Origin of the sequence: Edaphosphingomonas laterariae, assembly GCF_900188165.1 — a bacterium.
GTDB lineage: Bacteria > Pseudomonadota > Alphaproteobacteria > Sphingomonadales > Sphingomonadaceae > Sphingomonas_E > Sphingomonas_E laterariae.
The window spans coordinates 95,879-112,323 of record NZ_FZOS01000005.1; the positions used below are offsets into that span (position 1 = coordinate 95,879).

The window sequence follows — 16,445 nt, forward strand, 5'->3', positions numbered from 1 at the left end:
CATGGCGGTGAAGGTAGCGATCAACGGGTTCGGGCGCATCGGTCGCCTTGTCGCGCGGGCGATCCTGGAACGTGCGGACAGCGGGCTCGAGCTGGTCGCGATCAACGACCTCGCGGACGCCAAGTTTAACGCGATGCTGTTCAAGCGCGATTCGGTCCACGGCGCCTATCCGGGCACCGTCGAGGTCGACGGCAACGACATCCTCGTCGACGGCAAGCGCATCCGCGTCACCGCCGAGCGCGATCCCGCGAACCTGCCGCACAAGGATCTGGGTGTTGATATCGCGCTCGAGTGCACGGGCTTCTTCACCGATCGTGAAAGCGCGCAGAAGCATCTCGACGCGGGCGCCAAGCGCGTGCTGATCTCGGCGCCGGCCAAGGGCGTCGACCTGACCGTCGTCTATGGCGTCAACCACGACAAGCTGACCGCCGATCATGTGATCGTCTCGAACGCGTCGTGCACCACCAACTGCCTCGCGCCCGTCGCGAAGGTGATGAACGATTCGATCGGCATCGAGCGCGGCCTGATGACCACGGTCCACGCTTATACCAACGATCAGAAGATCCTTGATCAGATCCACAGCGATCCGCGTCGTGCGCGTGCCGCTGGCATGTCGATGATCCCGACCACCACGGGCGCCGCGCGCGCCGTGGGCGAAGTGCTTCCCGAACTGAAGGGCAAGCTCGACGGTTCGGCGATCCGCGTTCCGACGCCGAACGTCTCGCTCGTCGACCTCACCTTCACGCCGAAGCGCGACACGACCAAGGAAGAGGTCAATTCGATCCTCAAGGCCGCCTCGGAAGGCGCGCTCAAGGGCGTTCTGGCTTTCACCGATGAGCCGCTGGTCTCGATCGATCTCAACCACAATCCGGCCTCGTCGACGGTCGACAGCCTTGAAACCACCGTGCTCGAAGGCAAGCTCGTCCGTGTCGTGTCCTGGTACGACAATGAATGGGGTTTCTCGAACCGCATGGTCGACACTGCCGGCGCGATCGGCAAGCTGATCTAAGTTGGCGGAAACCACCCCATTCGTCATGCCGGCGCAGGCCGGCATCTCTTGCGGCAAGGGCGCGCTCTCGCCGATTGGGGCCCCGGCTTTCGCCGGGGTGACGGGGAAGGGAAAATGACGACCGGCCGTCTTCTCGGTATCGCGCGGCATGATCGGCCGCGCGGGCCGATGGAGACGGCCGATCGCGTTTCGGTGACGCTCGACGGCGGCATCGCCGGCGATCATCGCGGCCGGCGCAAGCCTGGCGGCACCGGCAAGCGGCAGGTGACGGTGATCACCCGCGCGGCGTGGGACAAGGCCCTGTCGCTCCTTCGCCGCGACGATCTCCACTGGTCGGTGCGCCGCGCCAATCTGATCGTCGATGGCGTGGATCTGCCGCAGCAGCCCGGCGCTCGCCTGGTCTTCGCCGGCGGCGTCGTTCTCGAAATCACCGGCGAATGTGATCCGTGCAGCCGCATGGATGAAATCGCACCCGGCCTGAAAGACGCGCTGACGCCGGACTGGCGCGGCGGCATCACGGCGCGGGTGCTGGCCGATGGCGATCTCGCCATTGGCGATGAAGTGAGGATCGAACACCCATGACCTTCAAGACGCTCGACGACATTGGCGAAATCCGGGGCAAGCGCGTGCTCGTCCGCGAGGATCTGAACGTTCCGATGGACGGCGCGAAGGTCACCGACGACACCCGCCTGCGCGCCGCCGCGCCCACGCTGGCCGAACTGGCGGACAAGGGCGCGATTGTCCTCGTCCTCGCCCATTTCGGCCGCCCCAAGGGTGAGCGGAAGGCGGATATGTCGCTTTCGGTCGTCACCGGCCCGCTCGCCGCCGTGCTCGGCCGCGATGTCGCCTTCATCGACGATTGCGTCGGCGATGCCGCGCTTGCGGCGGTGAACGCGCTCCAGCCCGGCCAGATCGCGGTTCTGGAAAATACCCGCTTCCACAAGGGCGAGGAAAAGAACGATCCCGCGCTCGTCGCCGAAATGGCGAAGCTCGGCGATCTCTACGTCAACGATGCTTTCTCCGCCGCGCACCGCGCCCACGCCTCGACCGAAGGGCTCGCCCACGCGCTTCCGGCCTTTGCCGGCCGCTCGATGGAAGCCGAACTGGTCGCGCTCGACAAGGCGCTGGGCAGCCCCGAACACCCCGTCGCGGCGGTGGTCGGCGGCGCCAAGGTGTCGACCAAGCTCGATGTGCTCAAGCAGATGGTCGCCAAGGTCGATCACCTCATCATCGGCGGCGGCATGGCCAACACCTTCCTCGCCGCGCGCGGCGTGGATGTGGGCAAGTCGCTGTGCGAGCATGACCTGAAGGACACCGCGCTCGAAATCCTCGACGCGGCCGACAAGGCGAACTGCATCGTCCACCTTCCTTATGACGTGGTCGTCGCCAGGGAATTCCGCGCCAACCCGCCGGTCCGCACCGTCAACGTGCACGAAGTCGCGGCGGATGAGATGATCCTCGATGTCGGCCCGGCGGCGGTCGAGGCGCTGGGCGATGCGCTCAAGACCTGCAAGACGCTGGTCTGGAACGGCCCGATGGGCGCCTTCGAAATCGCGCCTTTCGACACCGCCACGGTGGCGCTCGCCAAGACGGCCGCCGCGCTCACCACCGCCGGCCAGCTCGTCTCGGTCGCCGGCGGCGGCGATACGGTCGCCGCGCTCAACCATGCCGGCGTCGCGGCTGAATTCACCTTTGTCTCCACCGCCGGCGGCGCCTTCCTCGAATGGATGGAAGGCAAGGAACTGCCGGGCGTGAAGGCGCTGGGCTGATCCGCCCTTATCCTCCCCGGGCATGCTCGGGGAGGTAGCGGGCAAAGCGCGCGCCACCGCCGCCTACAACGTCAACCCAGCGAAAGCTGGGATCGCCCTGCCTCCTGCCACCCCCGGAAGCAAAAAGATGCCAGCCTTCGCTGGCATGACGGGAACGTTACGGAGCGTGAACGGCGCGCTCTAGAGTTGCAAAGGGCAAATGCTGGTCATCGCCCATAATCTGGCGATCTCGACAATCGATCCCGTCCGCTAAAGACAGCGGTCACAGCCGACCTATTGTACAAAGCCAAACGTCATGAAGTGCTGTTGCGCGCCAACGGGACGGTCAGCAGTCGTGAGTCCAAAATGTGCGGTGCGCACACCCATGGGAAACGAGTACGCTTTATAGATCGTGCGGGCGCCATCTACTTGGCGTACTTCAGGTTTTTCCGAAGTAAGCTCAGCCCCGGCGCCCTTTGCAACACCTTTCATCACCGCTTCAAACGCGTCGCGTACTGAGGTTTCATCGGCTTCCCGAATGCGCAGGCCGCAAATCCCACTCGCCGTATAATCAAGCATCAGTTCAGCATTATTGGGGCTACGAACCGTCCATCCCACGCCGCCGTCGAGGCCACCCTGCGCCTGCCGTACAACATCATCGGGTAAGCGTCGGGCTAACTCGTTTCCATTGCCGAGGACCGTCAACGCCCGGTCGCGCGTTCCGGCCGACCCCACACAGAAGGTAGCAAAGAATTGAACACTATCAGTCGCTCTGGGATCGGGGCTTTGAGCTTGAGCTGATGGAACAGCGATTATGGTTGAAATCAGTCCAAGGACAATCCTGCAAGGTTTCACGCTCATCCCCCGAGATAAATGTTTCGGTATCCTAGCATGTTGATCGTTGGCGCGGTCAATACATCAGGAAGCGGGTGAACGGTGATTGGCATGACGGCCGGTGTGGCGTCGCAATTGTCGCCGCGCGCTGCCCGGCCTAGAACATCCCGATGATCCATATTCAGGCCATCGATCATGTCGTCCTGCGGGTCGTCGATCTCGATCGGATGATCCGCTTTTATACCGAGGTGCTGGGCGCCGCAGTGGAGAAGGTGCAGGCGGAGATCGGCCTGTGGCAGCTCCGCGTCGGGACCGCGCTGATCGATCTTGTGCCCGTCACCGGCCAGCTGGGCGCGATGGGCGGCGCACCGCCGGGTGCGGAAGGGCGCAACATGGACCATGTCTGCTTCCGCGTCAGCCCATGGGATGACGATGCGATTCTGGCCCATCTTGGCCGCCACGGCATCACCGCCGAAATCGCGTCGCGCTATGGCGCGGAGGGGGAGGGGCCATCGATCTATCTGGCGGATCCCGAAGGCAATATGCTCGAACTCAAAGGCCCGCCCTGGCCATCTGGCCGCATTCGGGACAGCATTTGACCACGCTGCCTTTGTCCCGCCGGACAATTTCGGATAGGGACCGCGCGAACATCAATCAGGGAGCCGATTCCGATGACCTTCACGCCGACCGTCAAAGCCATTCTCGACAAATATGAGAGCGACAATCCCGGCGTTAAGGCCAATCTCGCCCGCATCCTCACGCAGGGCCGTCTCGGCGGCACCGGCAAGCTGATCATCCTGCCGGTCGACCAGGGTTTCGAACATGGCCCGGCGCGCAGCTTCTCGGTCAACGAACCGGCTTACGACCCGCACTATCACTACCAGCTCGCCATCGACGCCGGCCTGTCGGCTTATGCCGCGCCGCTCGGCATGCTCGAAGCGGGCGCCGACACCTTCGCCGGCCAGATCCCGACCATCCTGAAGGTCAACAGCTCGAACAGCTGGGCTGGCGGCGCGAACCAGGCGCTCACCGGCAGCGTCGAAGATGCGCTGCGCCTCGGCTGCTCGGCCATCGGCTTCACCATCTATCCGGGCAGCGACGACTGCTTCGACATGATGGAAGAAATCAAGGAAATGTCGGCGGAAGCCAAGTCGGTCGGCATCGCCACCGTGCTGTGGTCCTATCCGCGTGGTGGCAAGCTGCCCAAGTCGGGCGAACTGGCGCTCGACGTCGGCGCCTATGCCGCGCACATGGCGGCGCTGCTCGGCGCGCACATCATCAAGGTGAAGCTGCCCAGCGACCATATCGAACAGGAAGACGCCAAGAAGGCCTATGCCGGCACTGACTGGTCGAAGCAGTCGGACCGCGTGAAGCATGTCGTGAAGGCCTGCTTCAACGGCCGTCGCATCGTCGTCTTCTCGGGCGGCGCGGCCAAGGGTGCGGACGCGGTCTATCAGGACGCGCTCGACATTCGCGACGGCGGCGGCAACGGTTCGATCATCGGCCGCAACACGTTCCAGCGCGAACGTGGCGAAGCACTGGCGATGCTCGACAAGCTCGTCCGCATCTACAAGGGCGAGGAATAAGAAAGGCGCCGGCGATGGAGCGACGCGCATTCATCGCCGGAACAGCCGCCGCGGCGGTGCTGGGCACCGCTGCGGGCGCCGCGCCGGCTGGCCAGCCCAAATATGGGCTGATCGGCCGGATGCTGGCGAAACCCGGCCAGCGCGACGCGCTCGTCGCCATCCTGCTCGACGGGGTGGCCGATATGCCGGGATGCTTGAGTTACATCGTCGCGGAAGATCCCGACGATGCGAACGCGATCTGGATCACCGAGGCGTGGGACAGCGAGGCGAGCCACAAGGCGTCGCTCGCCCTGCCGGGGGTGCAGGCGGCGATCGGCAAGGCACGGCCGCTGATCGCGGGAATGGATAATGGCCGCGTGACCCGGCCGATTGGCGGACATGGGCTGAAATGAACGAACCCGAACATGATTTCGACGCGGAAGACCTCGCGCTCGACCCGCATTTCGCGGACCGTTTCGAGCATGAGGACAAGCCCGCCTGCCAGCTTTACCTGATCTCGCCGCCGAAGATCGACGCGGGCTTTGCCGCGAAGCTGGCGGAAGCGCTGGATGCGGGCCCCGTGGCCGCTTTCCAGCTGCGCCTGAAGGGCATCGACGACCATGCCATCGCCGCGCTCGCGCCGCCCCTGCAGGCGATCTGCGCGGAACGCGAGGTGGCGTTCATCGTCAACGATTCCATCGGCCTTGCGAAGCGGCTGAAGGCCGATGGCGTCCATCTCGGCCAGGATGACGGCGATGCGCGCGACGCGCGTGAACAATTGGGCCGCGACGCCCAGATTGGCGTCACCTGCCATGACAGCCGGCATCTGGCGATGGAAGCGGGGGAGGCGGGGGCCGATTATGTGGCCTTCGGAGCCTTCTACCCCACCGATACCAAGGAGGTGCAGCACCAGCCCGATCCGTCGATCCTCGGCTGGTGGTCCACGGTGACGGGCATACCCTGCGTCGCGATCGGCGGGATCACGCCGGCCAATGCGAAGCCGCTGGTGGATGCGGGTGCCGATTTCCTCGCGGTCTGCGGCGCGGTGTGGAACGATCCCGACGGGCCGGCGGCGGCGGTGGGCAAGTTCGCGGCGGTGCTTGCCGCCGACTGATCACCAGCGGCGGACGCGGCCCGTATCGACGTGGACGAAGCCATCGCGCGGATAATAGCCGACGCCGCCACGGCCCAGCGCCAGCGCGGCGTTGCGCACCGTTTCCAGTCGCACGCCGGGCAGCGCGATATCGGTGGCCTTGCCCAGCATGTGCTGGCTCTTGGTGGCGACACCGCCACCGCCGCGCGCGCGCAGGGCGGCATTGGTGTGCGGCGATCGATAGCCTGAAATCAGGTCGAAGGATCGGTTGCCCGAAACGCCCAGCGAATCCCGAAGCGCGACCAGAAGGTCGAGCAAGCCGCGGTCCATCGCGGTCACGTCGCCGGTGCGCCAGTCGCGCAGGCCGTGGTCGATCTCGGCCAGGCCCTCGCGGTCGAAGCCGGTGGCGCCCCAATAGCGCGCGTCAATCTTCTCGTTGGTGTGGACGTTGCGGAAGGCGAGGCGGCGTTCGCCGATGCTCGCCATCGCGGTGCCCGGTATCGCGAGGGCGCCTGCGCCGATCGCCAATGCGCCGGCCAGCCACCCGCGCCGATCCATCATTACGCCGTCATGCTCGGCCAAAATGCTCCACCCGCTCTGACTTATGTCCCGAGCAGGATCATAGGCCGGAAAGGTTGACAGGAAATATCCCCTGGCGTGCCTTCGATCCCGGCGGAAACACGGCCCATCCTGTTTGGCGGCGCGTCTGTGCCGAAAATCACTGCGGCCACGGAACCAAATGGAAAGCGCGAATCCAGGCGAAAGCGCGAACCGAAGCATGGCGCGCGCCAAAAAGAAAGGGCGGCGCCTTCGCAGGCGCCGCCCCTCTTGTTCGTCGCCGAAGCGAAGAAGCTTACTTGAGTTCGACGGTCGCGCCGGCTTCCTCGAGCTGCTTCTTGAGCTTCTCGGCTTCGTCCTTGCCGATGCCTTCCTTGATCGCCTTCGGCGCGCCTTCGACGAGCGCCTTGGCTTCGGTCAGGCCCAGGCCGGTGATGGCGCGGACTTCCTTGATGACGTTGATCTTCTTGCCACCGTCGCCGGTGAGGACCACGTCGAATTCGGTCTTTTCTTCGGCGGCAGCGCCACCGGCGGCGCCACCGGCGGCCGGAGCGGCAACGGCAACGGCCGCAGCGGCCGAAACGCCCCACTTCTCTTCGAGGAGCTTCGAGAGCTCCGCGGCTTCGAGAACGGTCAGGGCCGAAAGGTCGTCAACAAGCTTCTGAAGGTCAGCCATTTAAAGTCTCCATGCGGGGCGGGTGGCCCCAGTCAGTGTCAGTGAAACGGTATCGAAAATCAGGCGTCGGCCTTGGCGGCATAAGCGCCAAGAACGCGAGCGACCTGGCCGCCGGGCGCCTGAAGCACCTGGGCGATCTTGGTCGCGGGCGCGCTGACGAGCCCGATGATCTTCGCGCGCAGTTCGTCCAGGGTCGCCCTCATCGCCGGAGCCTTCACCCCATCCACGTCGAGGACGGTGTCGCCCATCGCGCCGCCGACGATTTCCAACTTGTCGTTGGTCTTCGCGAATTCGACGACGACCTTGGCGGCCGCCACCGGATCGGCAGACGTGGAGAGCGCCGTCGGGCCCGTCAGCAGGTCGGTCAACGTGCTGTAGGGCGTGCCCTCGGCGGCAATGCGGGCGAGCGTATTCTTCGATACCCGATAGCTGGCGCCGGCTTCGCGCATCTTCACCCGCAGCGCAGTGGACTGCGCGACGGTGAGGCCGAGGTTGCGGGTCACGACGACCACACCGCTCTCGGTGAAGGTGCTCTTCAGTTCGGCGACCAGGTCGGCTTTCTGAGCTCGATCCATGCCTTACTCCTTAACTGCCCCGACGGAACATCCGCCGAGGCCCCCGCGCACCGGCATGCCGGAACGCAGGAGATTGAGCCGACGGACGGATACGCAGTCCGGCCGGCCAGTCCGAAGGGGAAGGGTAATCTGACGCCGGGCATGGAGCCCTTGGCAGACCCGGGGAGACAGCCGCGATGCGGCCGGCCCGGAAAACTCTATCCCCGCCTATGCAGTCAAACATTAAGGGCTGAAGCCCGGCTGCAGTCTCGGACGGTACAGCCCGCCAGACCGAGGTCCGGCGGGCGATGCGGGTGGGCCCTTAGCGCATGTTCGCGAAAAAGCCCAGCCCTAACCGCTCCCCCGAAGGGGAGGGGCAATTGCTTAGGCGGCGACGTCCGCGACGTCGACCTTGATGCCCGGGCCCATCGAGGAGCTCACGGCGATCTTCTTGACATACTTGCCCTTGGCGCCCGACGGCTTGGACTTGACCAGCGCGTCGAGGAGCGCGTCGAAGTTCGCGCGGAGATCTTCGGCCGGGAAGCTCGCCTTGCCGATGCCCGAGTGGATGATACCGGCCTTTTCGACGCGATATTCCACCTGGCCGCCCTTGGCCGCCTTCACGGCTTCGCCGACGTTCACGGTCACGGTGCCGAGCTTCGGGTTCGGCATCAGGCCCTTCGGGCCGAGCACCTTGCCGAGACGGCCGACGAGGCCCATCATGTCCGGGGTGGCGATGCAGCGATCGAAGTCGATGTTGCCGTTCTGGACGGCTTCGAGCAGGTCTTCCGCACCGACGACTTCGGCGCCGGCGGCCTTGGCTTCGTCAGCCTTGGCGCCACGGGCGAACACGCCGACGCGCACGTCCTTGCCGGTGCCCTTGGGCAGCGTGACGACGCCGCGGACCATCTGGTCGGCGTGGCGCGGATCGACGCCCAGGTTGACGGCGACTTCGATGGTCTCGTCGAATTTGGCGGTGGCGTTCTTCTTGGCGAGCGCGATGGCTTCGTCGACGCCGTAGAGCTTGGTCGCGTCAACCGCGTTGACGAGGGCCTTCTGCTTCTTGGTCAGCTTCTTCGGAGCGAACATGTCTTAACCCTCCACCACTTCGAGGCCCATCGCGCGGGCGGAGCCTTCGATGATGCGGGTGGCCGCTTCGATATCGTTGGCGTTCAGGTCCTTCATCTTCGTGTTCGCGATGTCGACCAGCTGCGAGCGCTTGATCTTGCCCGCGGAAACCTTGCCCGGCTCCTTCGAACCCGACTTCAGGTTGGCGGCCTTCTTGATCAGATAGGTCGCCGGCGGCATCTTCGTGACGAACGAGAACGAACGGTCGGCATAGACGGTGATGATCGTCGGCAGCGGCGTGCCTGGCTCTTCACCCTGCGTCTGCGCGTTGAACGCCTTGCAGAATTCCATGATGTTGACGCCGCGCTGACCGAGCGCGGGGCCGATCGGCGGGCTGGGGTTGGCCTTGCCGGCCGGCACCTGCAGCTTGATATAGCCAGTGATTTTCTTGGCCATGATTTCTCACTCTCTTCCAAGTTTAGCGGTTCATGCGGCGGCCGAAGCCGCCTCCCGCGGTCATGTTGGTCGCATCACGCAGCGGAAAGCCTGTTCCCGCGTGTCGCGATGCTTCCATTTTCCCGGATCGCTCCGGAAACTGGTGAATTACTTTGCGCGCTCGACCTGTTCGAAATCGAGCTCGACCGGCGTGGCGCGACCGAAGATCGACACCGACACCTTGACCTTGTTCTTTTCGAAATCGAGTTCCTCGACGACGCCGTTGAAGCTCGCGAAGGGGCCGTCCAGCACCTTGACGCTGTCGCCGATCTCGAAATCGACCTTGATCTTGGTCTTGGGCGCGGCGGCGGCGGCTTCCTCCTTGGTGCTGAGGATGCGCGCGGCTTCCGCCTCGCTGATGGCCTGCGGCTTGCCCGACGAACCGAGGAAGCCCGTCACCTTCGGCGTATTCTTCACCAGGTGATAGACGTCGTCGTTCATGCTGAGCTTCGCCAGCACATAGCCGGGGAAGAATTTGCGGTCGGAGGTGACCTTCTTGCCGCGGCGAACCTCGGTCACCTTTTCGGTCGGCACCTCGACCGCTTCGACGAGCTGCTCGAGGCCGAGGCGCGCGGCGTCCGCGAGGATCGCCTCCTTCACCTTGTTTTCGAAGCCCGAATAGGCGTGGATGATGTACCAGCGCGCCATGTGCCTTGCCTGTTCCCCGCTTAGTTGCCGGCTGCCAGGCCGATCAGGAACTTCACGACCGCGCCGAAGAACGAATCGACGCCGAAGAAGAAGATCGCCAGCAGCGACGTCATGATCGCGACGAGAATCCCGGTCGTGATCGTTTCGCGACGGCTCGGCCAGACGACCTTCTTGGTCTCCGCCTGAACCTGCCGGATGAATTCGCCGGGTGAAACCTTCGCCACCAGAACCTCGCAATTCCTTGTTCCGCCATGCCTGCCCGAATCGCCCCATAAGGAAATCGATCGCGCAGAAACAGCGACAACGAGGCCGTAGGCCGCTAACCGGTGCCCCCGGCGCAGCCCGGCCTCGTCAAGCCTTTCCGGACCCTTTTTCTGCCCTGCCGTGCGCCGCAAGGCGCGCGGAGGTGGCAGGAGTGGAGGGACTCGAACCCCCGGCCCTCGGTTTTGGAGACCGATGCTCTACCAACTGAGCTACACTCCTCCGGGGTCCGGAGAGGGGTGCGACATAGCGGCGCGTTCGGCGGAGCGCAAGCCATGATCGGCTTGATTCTGCGCTTGTGTCAGGCGCGGCGGCGAATGGCGCTGGCGATCAGCGCACGGGCGTCCTCGGCCGGCACCGGCGTACCCGACAGGAAGCCCTGGAGGTGCGTGCAGCCGAGATCACGGGCGACGCGCTGTTCGGCCGCCGTTTCGGCGCCCTCGGCCGTGGTATCCATGCCCAGCGTGGCGGTCAGCGCCACGATCGCGCGGATCAGGCCGAGCGCGTCGGGGTCGCGGCTGGCGGCGGCGACGATCAGGCTGCGATCGACCTTCACGGTGCTGAAGCGGCCCATGCGGATATGGCCGAGGGCGGAGGCGCAGGCGCCGAAATCGTCGAGCGAGATCCGCACCGAAAGCCCGCGCAGGCGATCGACGGCGGCGCTGATCGCCGCGCTGTCCTCGCGGAAGGAACGTTCGCCGACCTCCAGTTCAAGCCGCGAGGGCGGCAGGCCGGACTGGGCGAGGGCAGAGAGCACGATCGCCGGCAATTGCGGGTCGGTGATCTGTTCGCGGGCGAGGTTGACGAGCAGGCGCACGTCGTCCGGCCATCGGGACGCTTCCGCGCAGGCGGCGCGGATCACCCATTCGCCGATCTGGCCGAGCAGGCGGGCCTCGGCCGCGATGGGGATGAATTCGTCGGGCGGCACGTCGCCCAGTTCGGGGTGGCGCCAGCGCAGCAGTGCCTCGAACCCGGCGATTCGGTCGTCGCGGGCGTTCACCACGGGTTGATAGGTGAGGCGCAACTGGCCTTCGTCCAGCGCGTCGCGCAGCGCGCTTTCGATCGCGCGGCGCTTTTCGGCGCGGAGGAGCATATTGGTTTCGAACAGGCGATGGACCCCGCGCCCGTCTTCCTTGGCGCGATAGAGGGCAAGATCGGCATTGCGGGTCAGCATCTCGGCCGAGCGTCCGTCGCGCGGGCCGGTCGCGGTGCCGATGCTGGCGCCGACGCGGACGATCTGCCCGTCAATCTCGAACGGTGCCGAAAGCGCGGCGATGATCCTTTCGCCGAGCGCGCCGATCAGGCTCTTGTCCGCCGCATCGGCGATGACGACGGCGAACTCATCGCCGCCAAGGCGGCCGCAGGTGTCGCCCTTGGCCACCAGCCCGGACAGGCGTTGCGCGACGAGGCGGAGCAGCTTGTCGCCCACCGGATGGCCCAGCGTGTCGTTCACCGCCTTGAACCGATCGAGGTCGACCAGCATCAGCGCGCAATGGCCGCGATCGCGGAAGGCGCGGCCCATCGCCTTGCGCAGCGCCTCGTTGAACGCAGTACGGTTGGCAAGCCCGGTCAGCGCGTCGAAACGCGCCATGCGGTCGATCTTCTCGGCGGACCGGCGGGCTTCGGTGATGTCCGATCCCACGCCATGATAGCCGACGAACTGGCCGCGCCCGTCGACGCGGGGATTGCCCGACAGGCGCCACCAGCGCGTTTCGCCACGGATCAGCGCGGGCAGCTCGAAATCGATGAAGCGTTCGCGCGCGTTCATCCGTTCCAGCAGCCGGCGCAGTTCGGGCGCCTGGCCGGGTTCTTCCCAGCGTTCGCCGGCAAGCAACTGGAACAAAGGCATGCCGTCCAGCGCATCGGGCGTGCTGCCGGCGGCATCGGCCAAAGCCGGCGGTACGTCGCGCAGCCGCCGGGCGCTATCCGCCTGCCACAGCCAGTCGGCGCCATGATCTTCCGATTCGCGCAGCAACAGGCTCACCACCTCATGCTTTTCGGCCAATGCGATCTCGGCCCATTTGCGCAGCGCGAAGGCGCGGCCGCTGATCAGCCCGCCGATCGCCAGGCACAGGCCGTAGCCGACGGGCAGGGCGGCCAGGAAAAGCGATCCGGTCTTGGCCATCATCAGCGTCAGGCCGGACGCGCCGAGCGCGACGAAGGTCAGCATCGTCACCGGCACGGCCGATACCGTCACCGTCGCGCTGGCGATGACGGCGGTGGAAACGAGGCAGATGGCGAGCTGCTCGTCCAGCCCGGCGGTGCTGGAAAAGATGGTGGAGGGGACCGACCAGAGCAGCCCCAATATGATCGAACGGATGCTGACGCGGCGGATGACGGGTTGAGGCGCATCGATGGCGGTGCCCGCGCGGACGCGGGCGGCGAGGCGGGTCGTTTCGATCATCACGGCGACGATGGCCGCGAACCAGCCGAGCAATTGCCAGCGCGGGCTCGTGTCCCACAGCAGCACCAGCAGCGCCAGCGCGCTCATCACCTGGGTCAGGGCGATGACGCCGGTCATCCGGGCGAGTTCGGCCACCTGTGCCGCACGCACCAGTTCCCAGCCGGCGACATGACCGCCGAGCCCCAAGAGGGCGCGCCAGTCCGGGCTCTTGGCCGGGGAAGAGGAAGACCGCTGCCACATTGCGGCGACGATCAATAGTCGCAGGAGGTTAGCGTAAAGTAACCACCGCAGTAATCACAAGCAGAACGGGTGGCCGCGGCGGACATACCCGAAGGTTCGGGAAGTCGCCGCGGCCCCGTTTCAGGCAGCGAGGTCGTAAGGCTGGATCTCGCCGGAAAGATAGAGGTTGCGCGCCTTGGCCCGGCTCAGCTTGCCGGAGCTCGTGCGCGGCAGGGTGCGCGGCGGCACCAGTTCGACCACGCAGTGCATGCCGGTGATCGAGCGCACCTTTTCGCGGATCTGATCGCGCAGGCGGGTGCGTTCGGCCGGGTCCGACGTGCGGCACTGGACCAGCACCGCCGGTGTTTCCTCGCCACCCGGCGTGGTGATCGCGAACGCGGCGATGTCACCGGCCTTGAAGCCGGGAATCTGTTCCACCGCCCACTCGATATCCTGCGGCCAGTGGTTCTTGCCGTTGATGATGATCATGTCCTTGGCGCGGCCGACGATGTAGATATAGCCTTCGCTGATATATCCCATGTCGCCGGTATCCAGCCATCCATCGGCCATGCAGGCGGCGGTGGATTCGGGATCGCGGAAATAGCCGTCCATGATCGACGGGCCCTTGCACCAGACCTTGCCGATCGCGCGTTCCGGCAGCAGGCCGCCATCCTCGTCCCGGATCTCGACAAGCATGTCCTTCACCGGCTTGCCGCAGTTCACGATCGCGCGATAACGCTGCGGCCGGCCGATCGCGGCGTCGCCGCCCGAAAGCTGGGTTTCCTCGACCAGTTCGACGACGATGCCTTCGCCCGGCGGCATGATCGAAACCGCCAGCGTGGCTTCGGCCAGGCCATAGCTGGGCAGGAAGGCGGAGGCCTTGAACCCGGCTTCGGCAAAGGCGTCGACGAAGGATTGCATCACGTCCGGCCGGATCATGTCCGCGCCATTGCCGGCGATCCGCCAGCGCGACAGGTCGAACCGCTCCGAAGCCTTGGTCTGGCTGGACATGCGGCGCGCGCAGATGTCGTAGCCGAAGGTCGGCGAATAGCTGATCGACGTGCCCGGGTTCCGGCTGATCAGATCGAGCCAGGCGAGCGGGCGGCGGGCGAAATCCTCGGTCTTGAGGAAATCGACCGACACCTGATTAGCGACCGGCGACAGGAAGCAGCCGACCAGCCCCATGTCGTGATACCAGGGCAGCCAGGAAATGCAGCGATCCTGCGGCTCCAGCTCCATGCCATGCGAATGCGCCGACAGATTGTTGAGCAGGGCGGCATGGGTGACGGCAACACCGTGCGGGAAGCGCGTCGATCCGCTGGAATATTGCAGATAGGCGATGTCGTGCGGCGCTGCGTGCGGCAGCGTGGCGGGCTTCGCCTCGTGCCGGGCGAACTCCTCATAGCTCACGCCCTCGACATGGCAGGCAGCGGCGGCGGCGCCGGCCATCTCGCGCAGCTCTTCGGGGAAGAACAGCATCTTCGGGTCGGAACTGCCCAGCTGCACCTTCAGCTGGTCGATATAGCTTTCCTTGCCGCCGAAGCTGGTCGGCAGGGGCAGCGGCACCGGCCAGGCACCCGCATAGACCGCGCCGAAGAACAGGGCGGCGAATTCGGGGCCGGTTTCGGCGACGAGCGCGATGCGATCGGCCGTGCGCACGCCATGGGCGATCAGCCGAAAGGCAGCGGCGATCGCGTCTGATTTCAGCTCGGCATAGCTATAGGGGCGCTGCAGCGTGCCGCGCGCATCGTGGAAGTTGAAGCCGCGCTCGCCCCGGGCGGCATAATCCAGCGCATCGCCGAGCGTCGCGAACTCGGAAAAAATACGCGGAAGCTCGTCCTCGGTGGGCGTGGCGGTGACGTTGGCGGCCTGGTTGGCCGGCTTGGTACTCGTCGTGGCTGCGGTCCGGTTCAGCACCGACGGCGACTCCTTAGATTCTTGGCCGGACGGCGTCGTACCCATGGTCGATCGTCGTCCGCTATGGTTGATCCAGCCGCATCGGCGGCACATTTGCACACGGATTTGCCGATCGGGCGCGTTCTAAATCCGGCCTGACTGTGGCACAAACATGGCGCGTGGCACGATCGTCATCATATCGCAACCAAAAGCCGCTTGATCGCGAGGCGCTGGAACGACTCGCCATCGGCTATGTCGGCCGCTTCGCGACGACGCGGGCGAAGCTGTCCGCCTATCTGCGCCGCAAATTGCAGGAACGCGGCTGGGACGGGGCGGACGCGCCTCCGGTTGCCGCAATCGTCGAACGCTTCGCCGAGGCCCATTATGTCGACGATCGCGCCTTTGCCGATGCGCGGGCGGCATCCTTCACCCGCCGGGGCTATGGCCCGCGCCGACTCGCCGAACGCCTGCGTGCCGATGGAATCGACGAGGAGGATTCGGCCGCCGCACGCGAATTTGCCGAGGCCGGCGAATGGGATGCGGCCCTCGCTTTTGCGCGTCGGCGCCGAATCGGACCTTTCTCTGTGGTGCCGGTGGATCCCGATCGGCAGCGCAAGGCGCTCGCCGCGATGCTCCGCGCGGGGCATTCCATGGCCATAGCGCAGCGAATTCTGCGGGCTACGGCCGATGATGTCCCGGATGGGATCAGTTTGTGAAAAGACTATATTTCCGCCTTCGTTTCGGGAAAGCCCCGTGCTAGCGTCCCCTGATGCTTGCCGGGGGGGTGGGCCCATGAAGTTAGAAAGTCAGGTGGCATCGACCTTGGATAATTCGCCCTTTGAGGAACTGGGGTCCGGCAACGGCCTCGCTGGTCCTGCTGGGGACGAAGGGTTCGAGGTCAGTGGCATCATAAAGTGGTTTGATGCGACGCGGGGGTTCGGCTTCCTGATCGGCGACGAAGGCACGGGGGATATTCTCGTGCATTTTTCGGTGCTCAAGGAACATGATCGTCGCACGTTGCCGGAAGGCACGCGGGCGAAGGTTGTCGCCGTCCGTCGCGAACGGGGTCTGCAGGCGCGCGCTGTGGTCGAAATCGACCTGAGCACCGCAACCGGCCCCGATGCCGATGTGATCGCGCGGCGCAATGCCGATCGCGTGAATCCGAGCGAACTGGTTGAAGGCGCCGGCGAATTTGAGCCGGTGATCGTCAAATGGTTCAACCGGCTGAAGGGATATGGATTCGTCGTCCGGCCGAACGATGCCGAAGATATCTTCGTGCATATGGAGGTTGTCCGGCGGGCCGGTCTCGCGGACCTTGAGCCCGAACAAAGCCTGATGGCGCGCGTCGCCGCCGGGCGGAAGTGGCCATTGGCCGTCGTCGTCCAGACCGGAAACTCCTAGGGCGTCGCGCGTCTTT

19 protein-coding genes and 1 tRNA gene are annotated in these 16,445 nt (G+C 65.5%); 9 read left to right on the top strand and 11 right to left on the bottom strand.

All coding sequences use genetic code 11. From position 1 onward, the window contains the following. Position 1 precedes the first annotated feature (1 nt). The 3 genes from gap to CHB74_RS06580 all read left to right on the top strand — a co-directional run bounded on the left by gap (position 2) and on the right by CHB74_RS06580 (position 2,778). Complete coding sequence (gene gap, locus CHB74_RS06570) at positions 2-1,009, top strand: type I glyceraldehyde-3-phosphate dehydrogenase (protein WP_089218829.1); 1,008 nt, start codon at positions 2-4, stop codon at positions 1,007-1,009. Positions 1,010-1,123: 114 nt separating this feature from the next. Next, entirely contained in the window at positions 1,124-1,591 is a 468-nt protein-coding gene (locus CHB74_RS06575) for an MOSC domain-containing protein (protein ID WP_089218830.1), read from the top strand. Continuing rightward, positions 1,588-2,778: a phosphoglycerate kinase gene (locus CHB74_RS06580; RefSeq protein WP_089218831.1), complete on the top strand. Its 1,191-nt coding sequence runs from the start codon at positions 1,588-1,590 to the stop codon at positions 2,776-2,778. The genes CHB74_RS06575 and CHB74_RS06580 overlap by 4 nt, the downstream gene beginning before the upstream one ends. Positions 2,779-3,051: 273 nt before the next feature. Here CHB74_RS06580 and CHB74_RS21580 read toward each other — a convergent pair whose 3' ends face one another. Continuing rightward, complete coding sequence (locus CHB74_RS21580; RefSeq protein WP_144033738.1) at positions 3,052-3,618, bottom strand: NMCC_0638 family (lipo)protein; 567 nt, start codon at positions 3,616-3,618, stop codon at positions 3,052-3,054. A gap of 143 nt (positions 3,619-3,761) precedes the next feature. On the opposite strand from CHB74_RS21580, the gene CHB74_RS06585 reads away from it, so the two are divergent. The 4 genes from CHB74_RS06585 (at position 3,762) to thiE (ending at position 6,270) form a co-directional block, all read left to right on the top strand. Next, positions 3,762-4,190 carry a VOC family protein gene (locus CHB74_RS06585; RefSeq protein WP_089218832.1) on the top strand — a complete coding sequence of 143 codons (429 nt, stop codon included), beginning with the start codon at positions 3,762-3,764 and terminating at the stop codon, positions 4,188-4,190. Between the two features lie 72 nt (positions 4,191-4,262). Further along, positions 4,263-5,177, top strand: a complete 915-nt coding sequence (locus CHB74_RS06590) for a class I fructose-bisphosphate aldolase (RefSeq protein WP_089218833.1) — start codon at positions 4,263-4,265, stop codon at positions 5,175-5,177. A gap of 14 nt (positions 5,178-5,191) precedes the next feature. Continuing rightward, positions 5,192-5,569: a putative quinol monooxygenase gene (locus CHB74_RS06595; protein ID WP_089218834.1), complete on the top strand. Its 378-nt coding sequence runs from the start codon at positions 5,192-5,194 to the stop codon at positions 5,567-5,569. Further along, the gene (gene thiE, locus CHB74_RS06600) at positions 5,566-6,270 is read left to right on the top strand and encodes a thiamine phosphate synthase (RefSeq protein ID WP_089218835.1); all 705 of its coding nucleotides are present in this window, start codon (positions 5,566-5,568) and stop codon (positions 6,268-6,270) included. The genes CHB74_RS06595 and thiE overlap by 4 nt, the downstream gene beginning before the upstream one ends. On the opposite strand, the gene mepK is transcribed toward thiE, so the two are convergent. From mepK to CHB74_RS06650, 10 genes are all read right to left on the bottom strand, one after another. Further along, a complete protein-coding gene (mepK, locus tag CHB74_RS06605) occupies positions 6,271-6,807 on the bottom strand; it encodes a peptidoglycan L,D-endopeptidase MepK (RefSeq protein WP_089218934.1) in 537 nt (178 codons plus the stop codon). It abuts the gene before it with no gap. Positions 6,808-7,102: 295 nt separating this feature from the next. After that, a complete protein-coding gene (rplL, locus tag CHB74_RS06610; RefSeq protein WP_089218836.1) occupies positions 7,103-7,483 on the bottom strand; it encodes a 50S ribosomal protein L7/L12 in 381 nt (126 codons plus the stop codon). Positions 7,484-7,542: 59 nt separating this feature from the next. Further along, complete coding sequence (rplJ, locus tag CHB74_RS06615; protein ID WP_089218837.1) at positions 7,543-8,058, bottom strand: 50S ribosomal protein L10; 516 nt, start codon at positions 8,056-8,058, stop codon at positions 7,543-7,545. A 363-nt stretch (positions 8,059-8,421) separates the two neighbouring features. Beyond that, on the bottom strand, positions 8,422-9,126 hold the full coding sequence (gene rplA / locus CHB74_RS06620; protein ID WP_089218838.1) for a 50S ribosomal protein L1: 705 nt from the start codon (positions 9,124-9,126) through the stop codon (positions 8,422-8,424). A gap of 3 nt (positions 9,127-9,129) precedes the next feature. Then, positions 9,130-9,561: a 50S ribosomal protein L11 gene (gene rplK, locus CHB74_RS06625; RefSeq protein WP_089218839.1), complete on the bottom strand. Its 432-nt coding sequence runs from the start codon at positions 9,559-9,561 to the stop codon at positions 9,130-9,132. 147 nt (positions 9,562-9,708) lie between these two features. Continuing rightward, a complete protein-coding gene (gene nusG, locus CHB74_RS06630; protein WP_089218840.1) occupies positions 9,709-10,248 on the bottom strand; it encodes a transcription termination/antitermination protein NusG in 540 nt (179 codons plus the stop codon). 20 nt (positions 10,249-10,268) lie between these two features. Then, positions 10,269-10,472, bottom strand: coding sequence for a preprotein translocase subunit SecE (gene secE, locus CHB74_RS06635; RefSeq protein WP_089218841.1), 204 nt, complete (start codon positions 10,470-10,472; stop codon positions 10,269-10,271). Between the two features lie 183 nt (positions 10,473-10,655). Beyond that, positions 10,656-10,731: transfer RNA gene (locus CHB74_RS06640), tRNA-Trp, on the bottom strand. A 79-nt stretch (positions 10,732-10,810) separates the two neighbouring features. After that, the gene (locus tag CHB74_RS06645; RefSeq protein WP_245842686.1) at positions 10,811-13,153 is read right to left on the bottom strand and encodes a putative bifunctional diguanylate cyclase/phosphodiesterase; all 2,343 of its coding nucleotides are present in this window, start codon (positions 13,151-13,153) and stop codon (positions 10,811-10,813) included. 120 nt (positions 13,154-13,273) lie between these two features. Beyond that, positions 13,274-15,049 carry a fatty acyl-AMP ligase gene (locus tag CHB74_RS06650; protein ID WP_089218936.1) on the bottom strand — a complete coding sequence of 592 codons (1,776 nt, stop codon included), beginning with the start codon at positions 15,047-15,049 and terminating at the stop codon, positions 13,274-13,276. 140 nt (positions 15,050-15,189) lie between these two features. Between CHB74_RS06650 and CHB74_RS06655 the strand changes: the two genes are divergently transcribed. Further along, a complete protein-coding gene (locus CHB74_RS06655) occupies positions 15,190-15,744 on the top strand; it encodes a regulatory protein RecX (RefSeq protein WP_245842687.1) in 555 nt (184 codons plus the stop codon). 94 nt (positions 15,745-15,838) lie between these two features. After that, positions 15,839-16,429, top strand: coding sequence for a cold-shock protein (locus tag CHB74_RS06660; RefSeq protein ID WP_245842689.1), 591 nt, complete (start codon positions 15,839-15,841; stop codon positions 16,427-16,429). Positions 16,430-16,445: the final 16 nt, after the last annotated feature.

Coding starts and splice junctions, on each gene's coding strand:
- CHB74_RS06575 (WP_089218830.1), top strand. CDS start 1,124: ATGACGACCGGCCGTCTTCTCGGTATCGCGCGGCATGATCGGCCGCGC.
- rplL (WP_089218836.1), bottom strand. CDS start 7,483: ATGGCTGACCTTCAGAAGCTTGTTGACGACCTTTCGGCCCTGACCGTT.
- CHB74_RS06590 (WP_089218833.1), top strand. CDS start 4,263: ATGACCTTCACGCCGACCGTCAAAGCCATTCTCGACAAATATGAGAGC.
- gap (WP_089218829.1), top strand. CDS start 2: ATGGCGGTGAAGGTAGCGATCAACGGGTTCGGGCGCATCGGTCGCCTT.
- rplJ (WP_089218837.1), bottom strand. CDS start 8,058: ATGGATCGAGCTCAGAAAGCCGACCTGGTCGCCGAACTGAAGAGCACC.
- CHB74_RS06595 (WP_089218834.1), top strand. CDS start 5,192: ATGGAGCGACGCGCATTCATCGCCGGAACAGCCGCCGCGGCGGTGCTG.
- mepK (WP_089218934.1), bottom strand. CDS start 6,807: ATGGATCGGCGCGGGTGGCTGGCCGGCGCATTGGCGATCGGCGCAGGC.
- rplA (WP_089218838.1), bottom strand. CDS start 9,126: ATGTTCGCTCCGAAGAAGCTGACCAAGAAGCAGAAGGCCCTCGTCAAC.
- CHB74_RS06645 (WP_245842686.1), bottom strand. CDS start 13,153: ATGTGGCAGCGGTCTTCCTCTTCCCCGGCCAAGAGCCCGGACTGGCGC.
- nusG (WP_089218840.1), bottom strand. CDS start 10,248: ATGGCGCGCTGGTACATCATCCACGCCTATTCGGGCTTCGAAAACAAG.
- thiE (WP_089218835.1), top strand. CDS start 5,566: ATGAACGAACCCGAACATGATTTCGACGCGGAAGACCTCGCGCTCGAC.
- CHB74_RS21580 (WP_144033738.1), bottom strand. CDS start 3,618: ATGAGCGTGAAACCTTGCAGGATTGTCCTTGGACTGATTTCAACCATA.
- rplK (WP_089218839.1), bottom strand. CDS start 9,561: ATGGCCAAGAAAATCACTGGCTATATCAAGCTGCAGGTGCCGGCCGGC.
- CHB74_RS06580 (WP_089218831.1), top strand. CDS start 1,588: ATGACCTTCAAGACGCTCGACGACATTGGCGAAATCCGGGGCAAGCGC.
- CHB74_RS06585 (WP_089218832.1), top strand. CDS start 3,762: ATGATCCATATTCAGGCCATCGATCATGTCGTCCTGCGGGTCGTCGAT.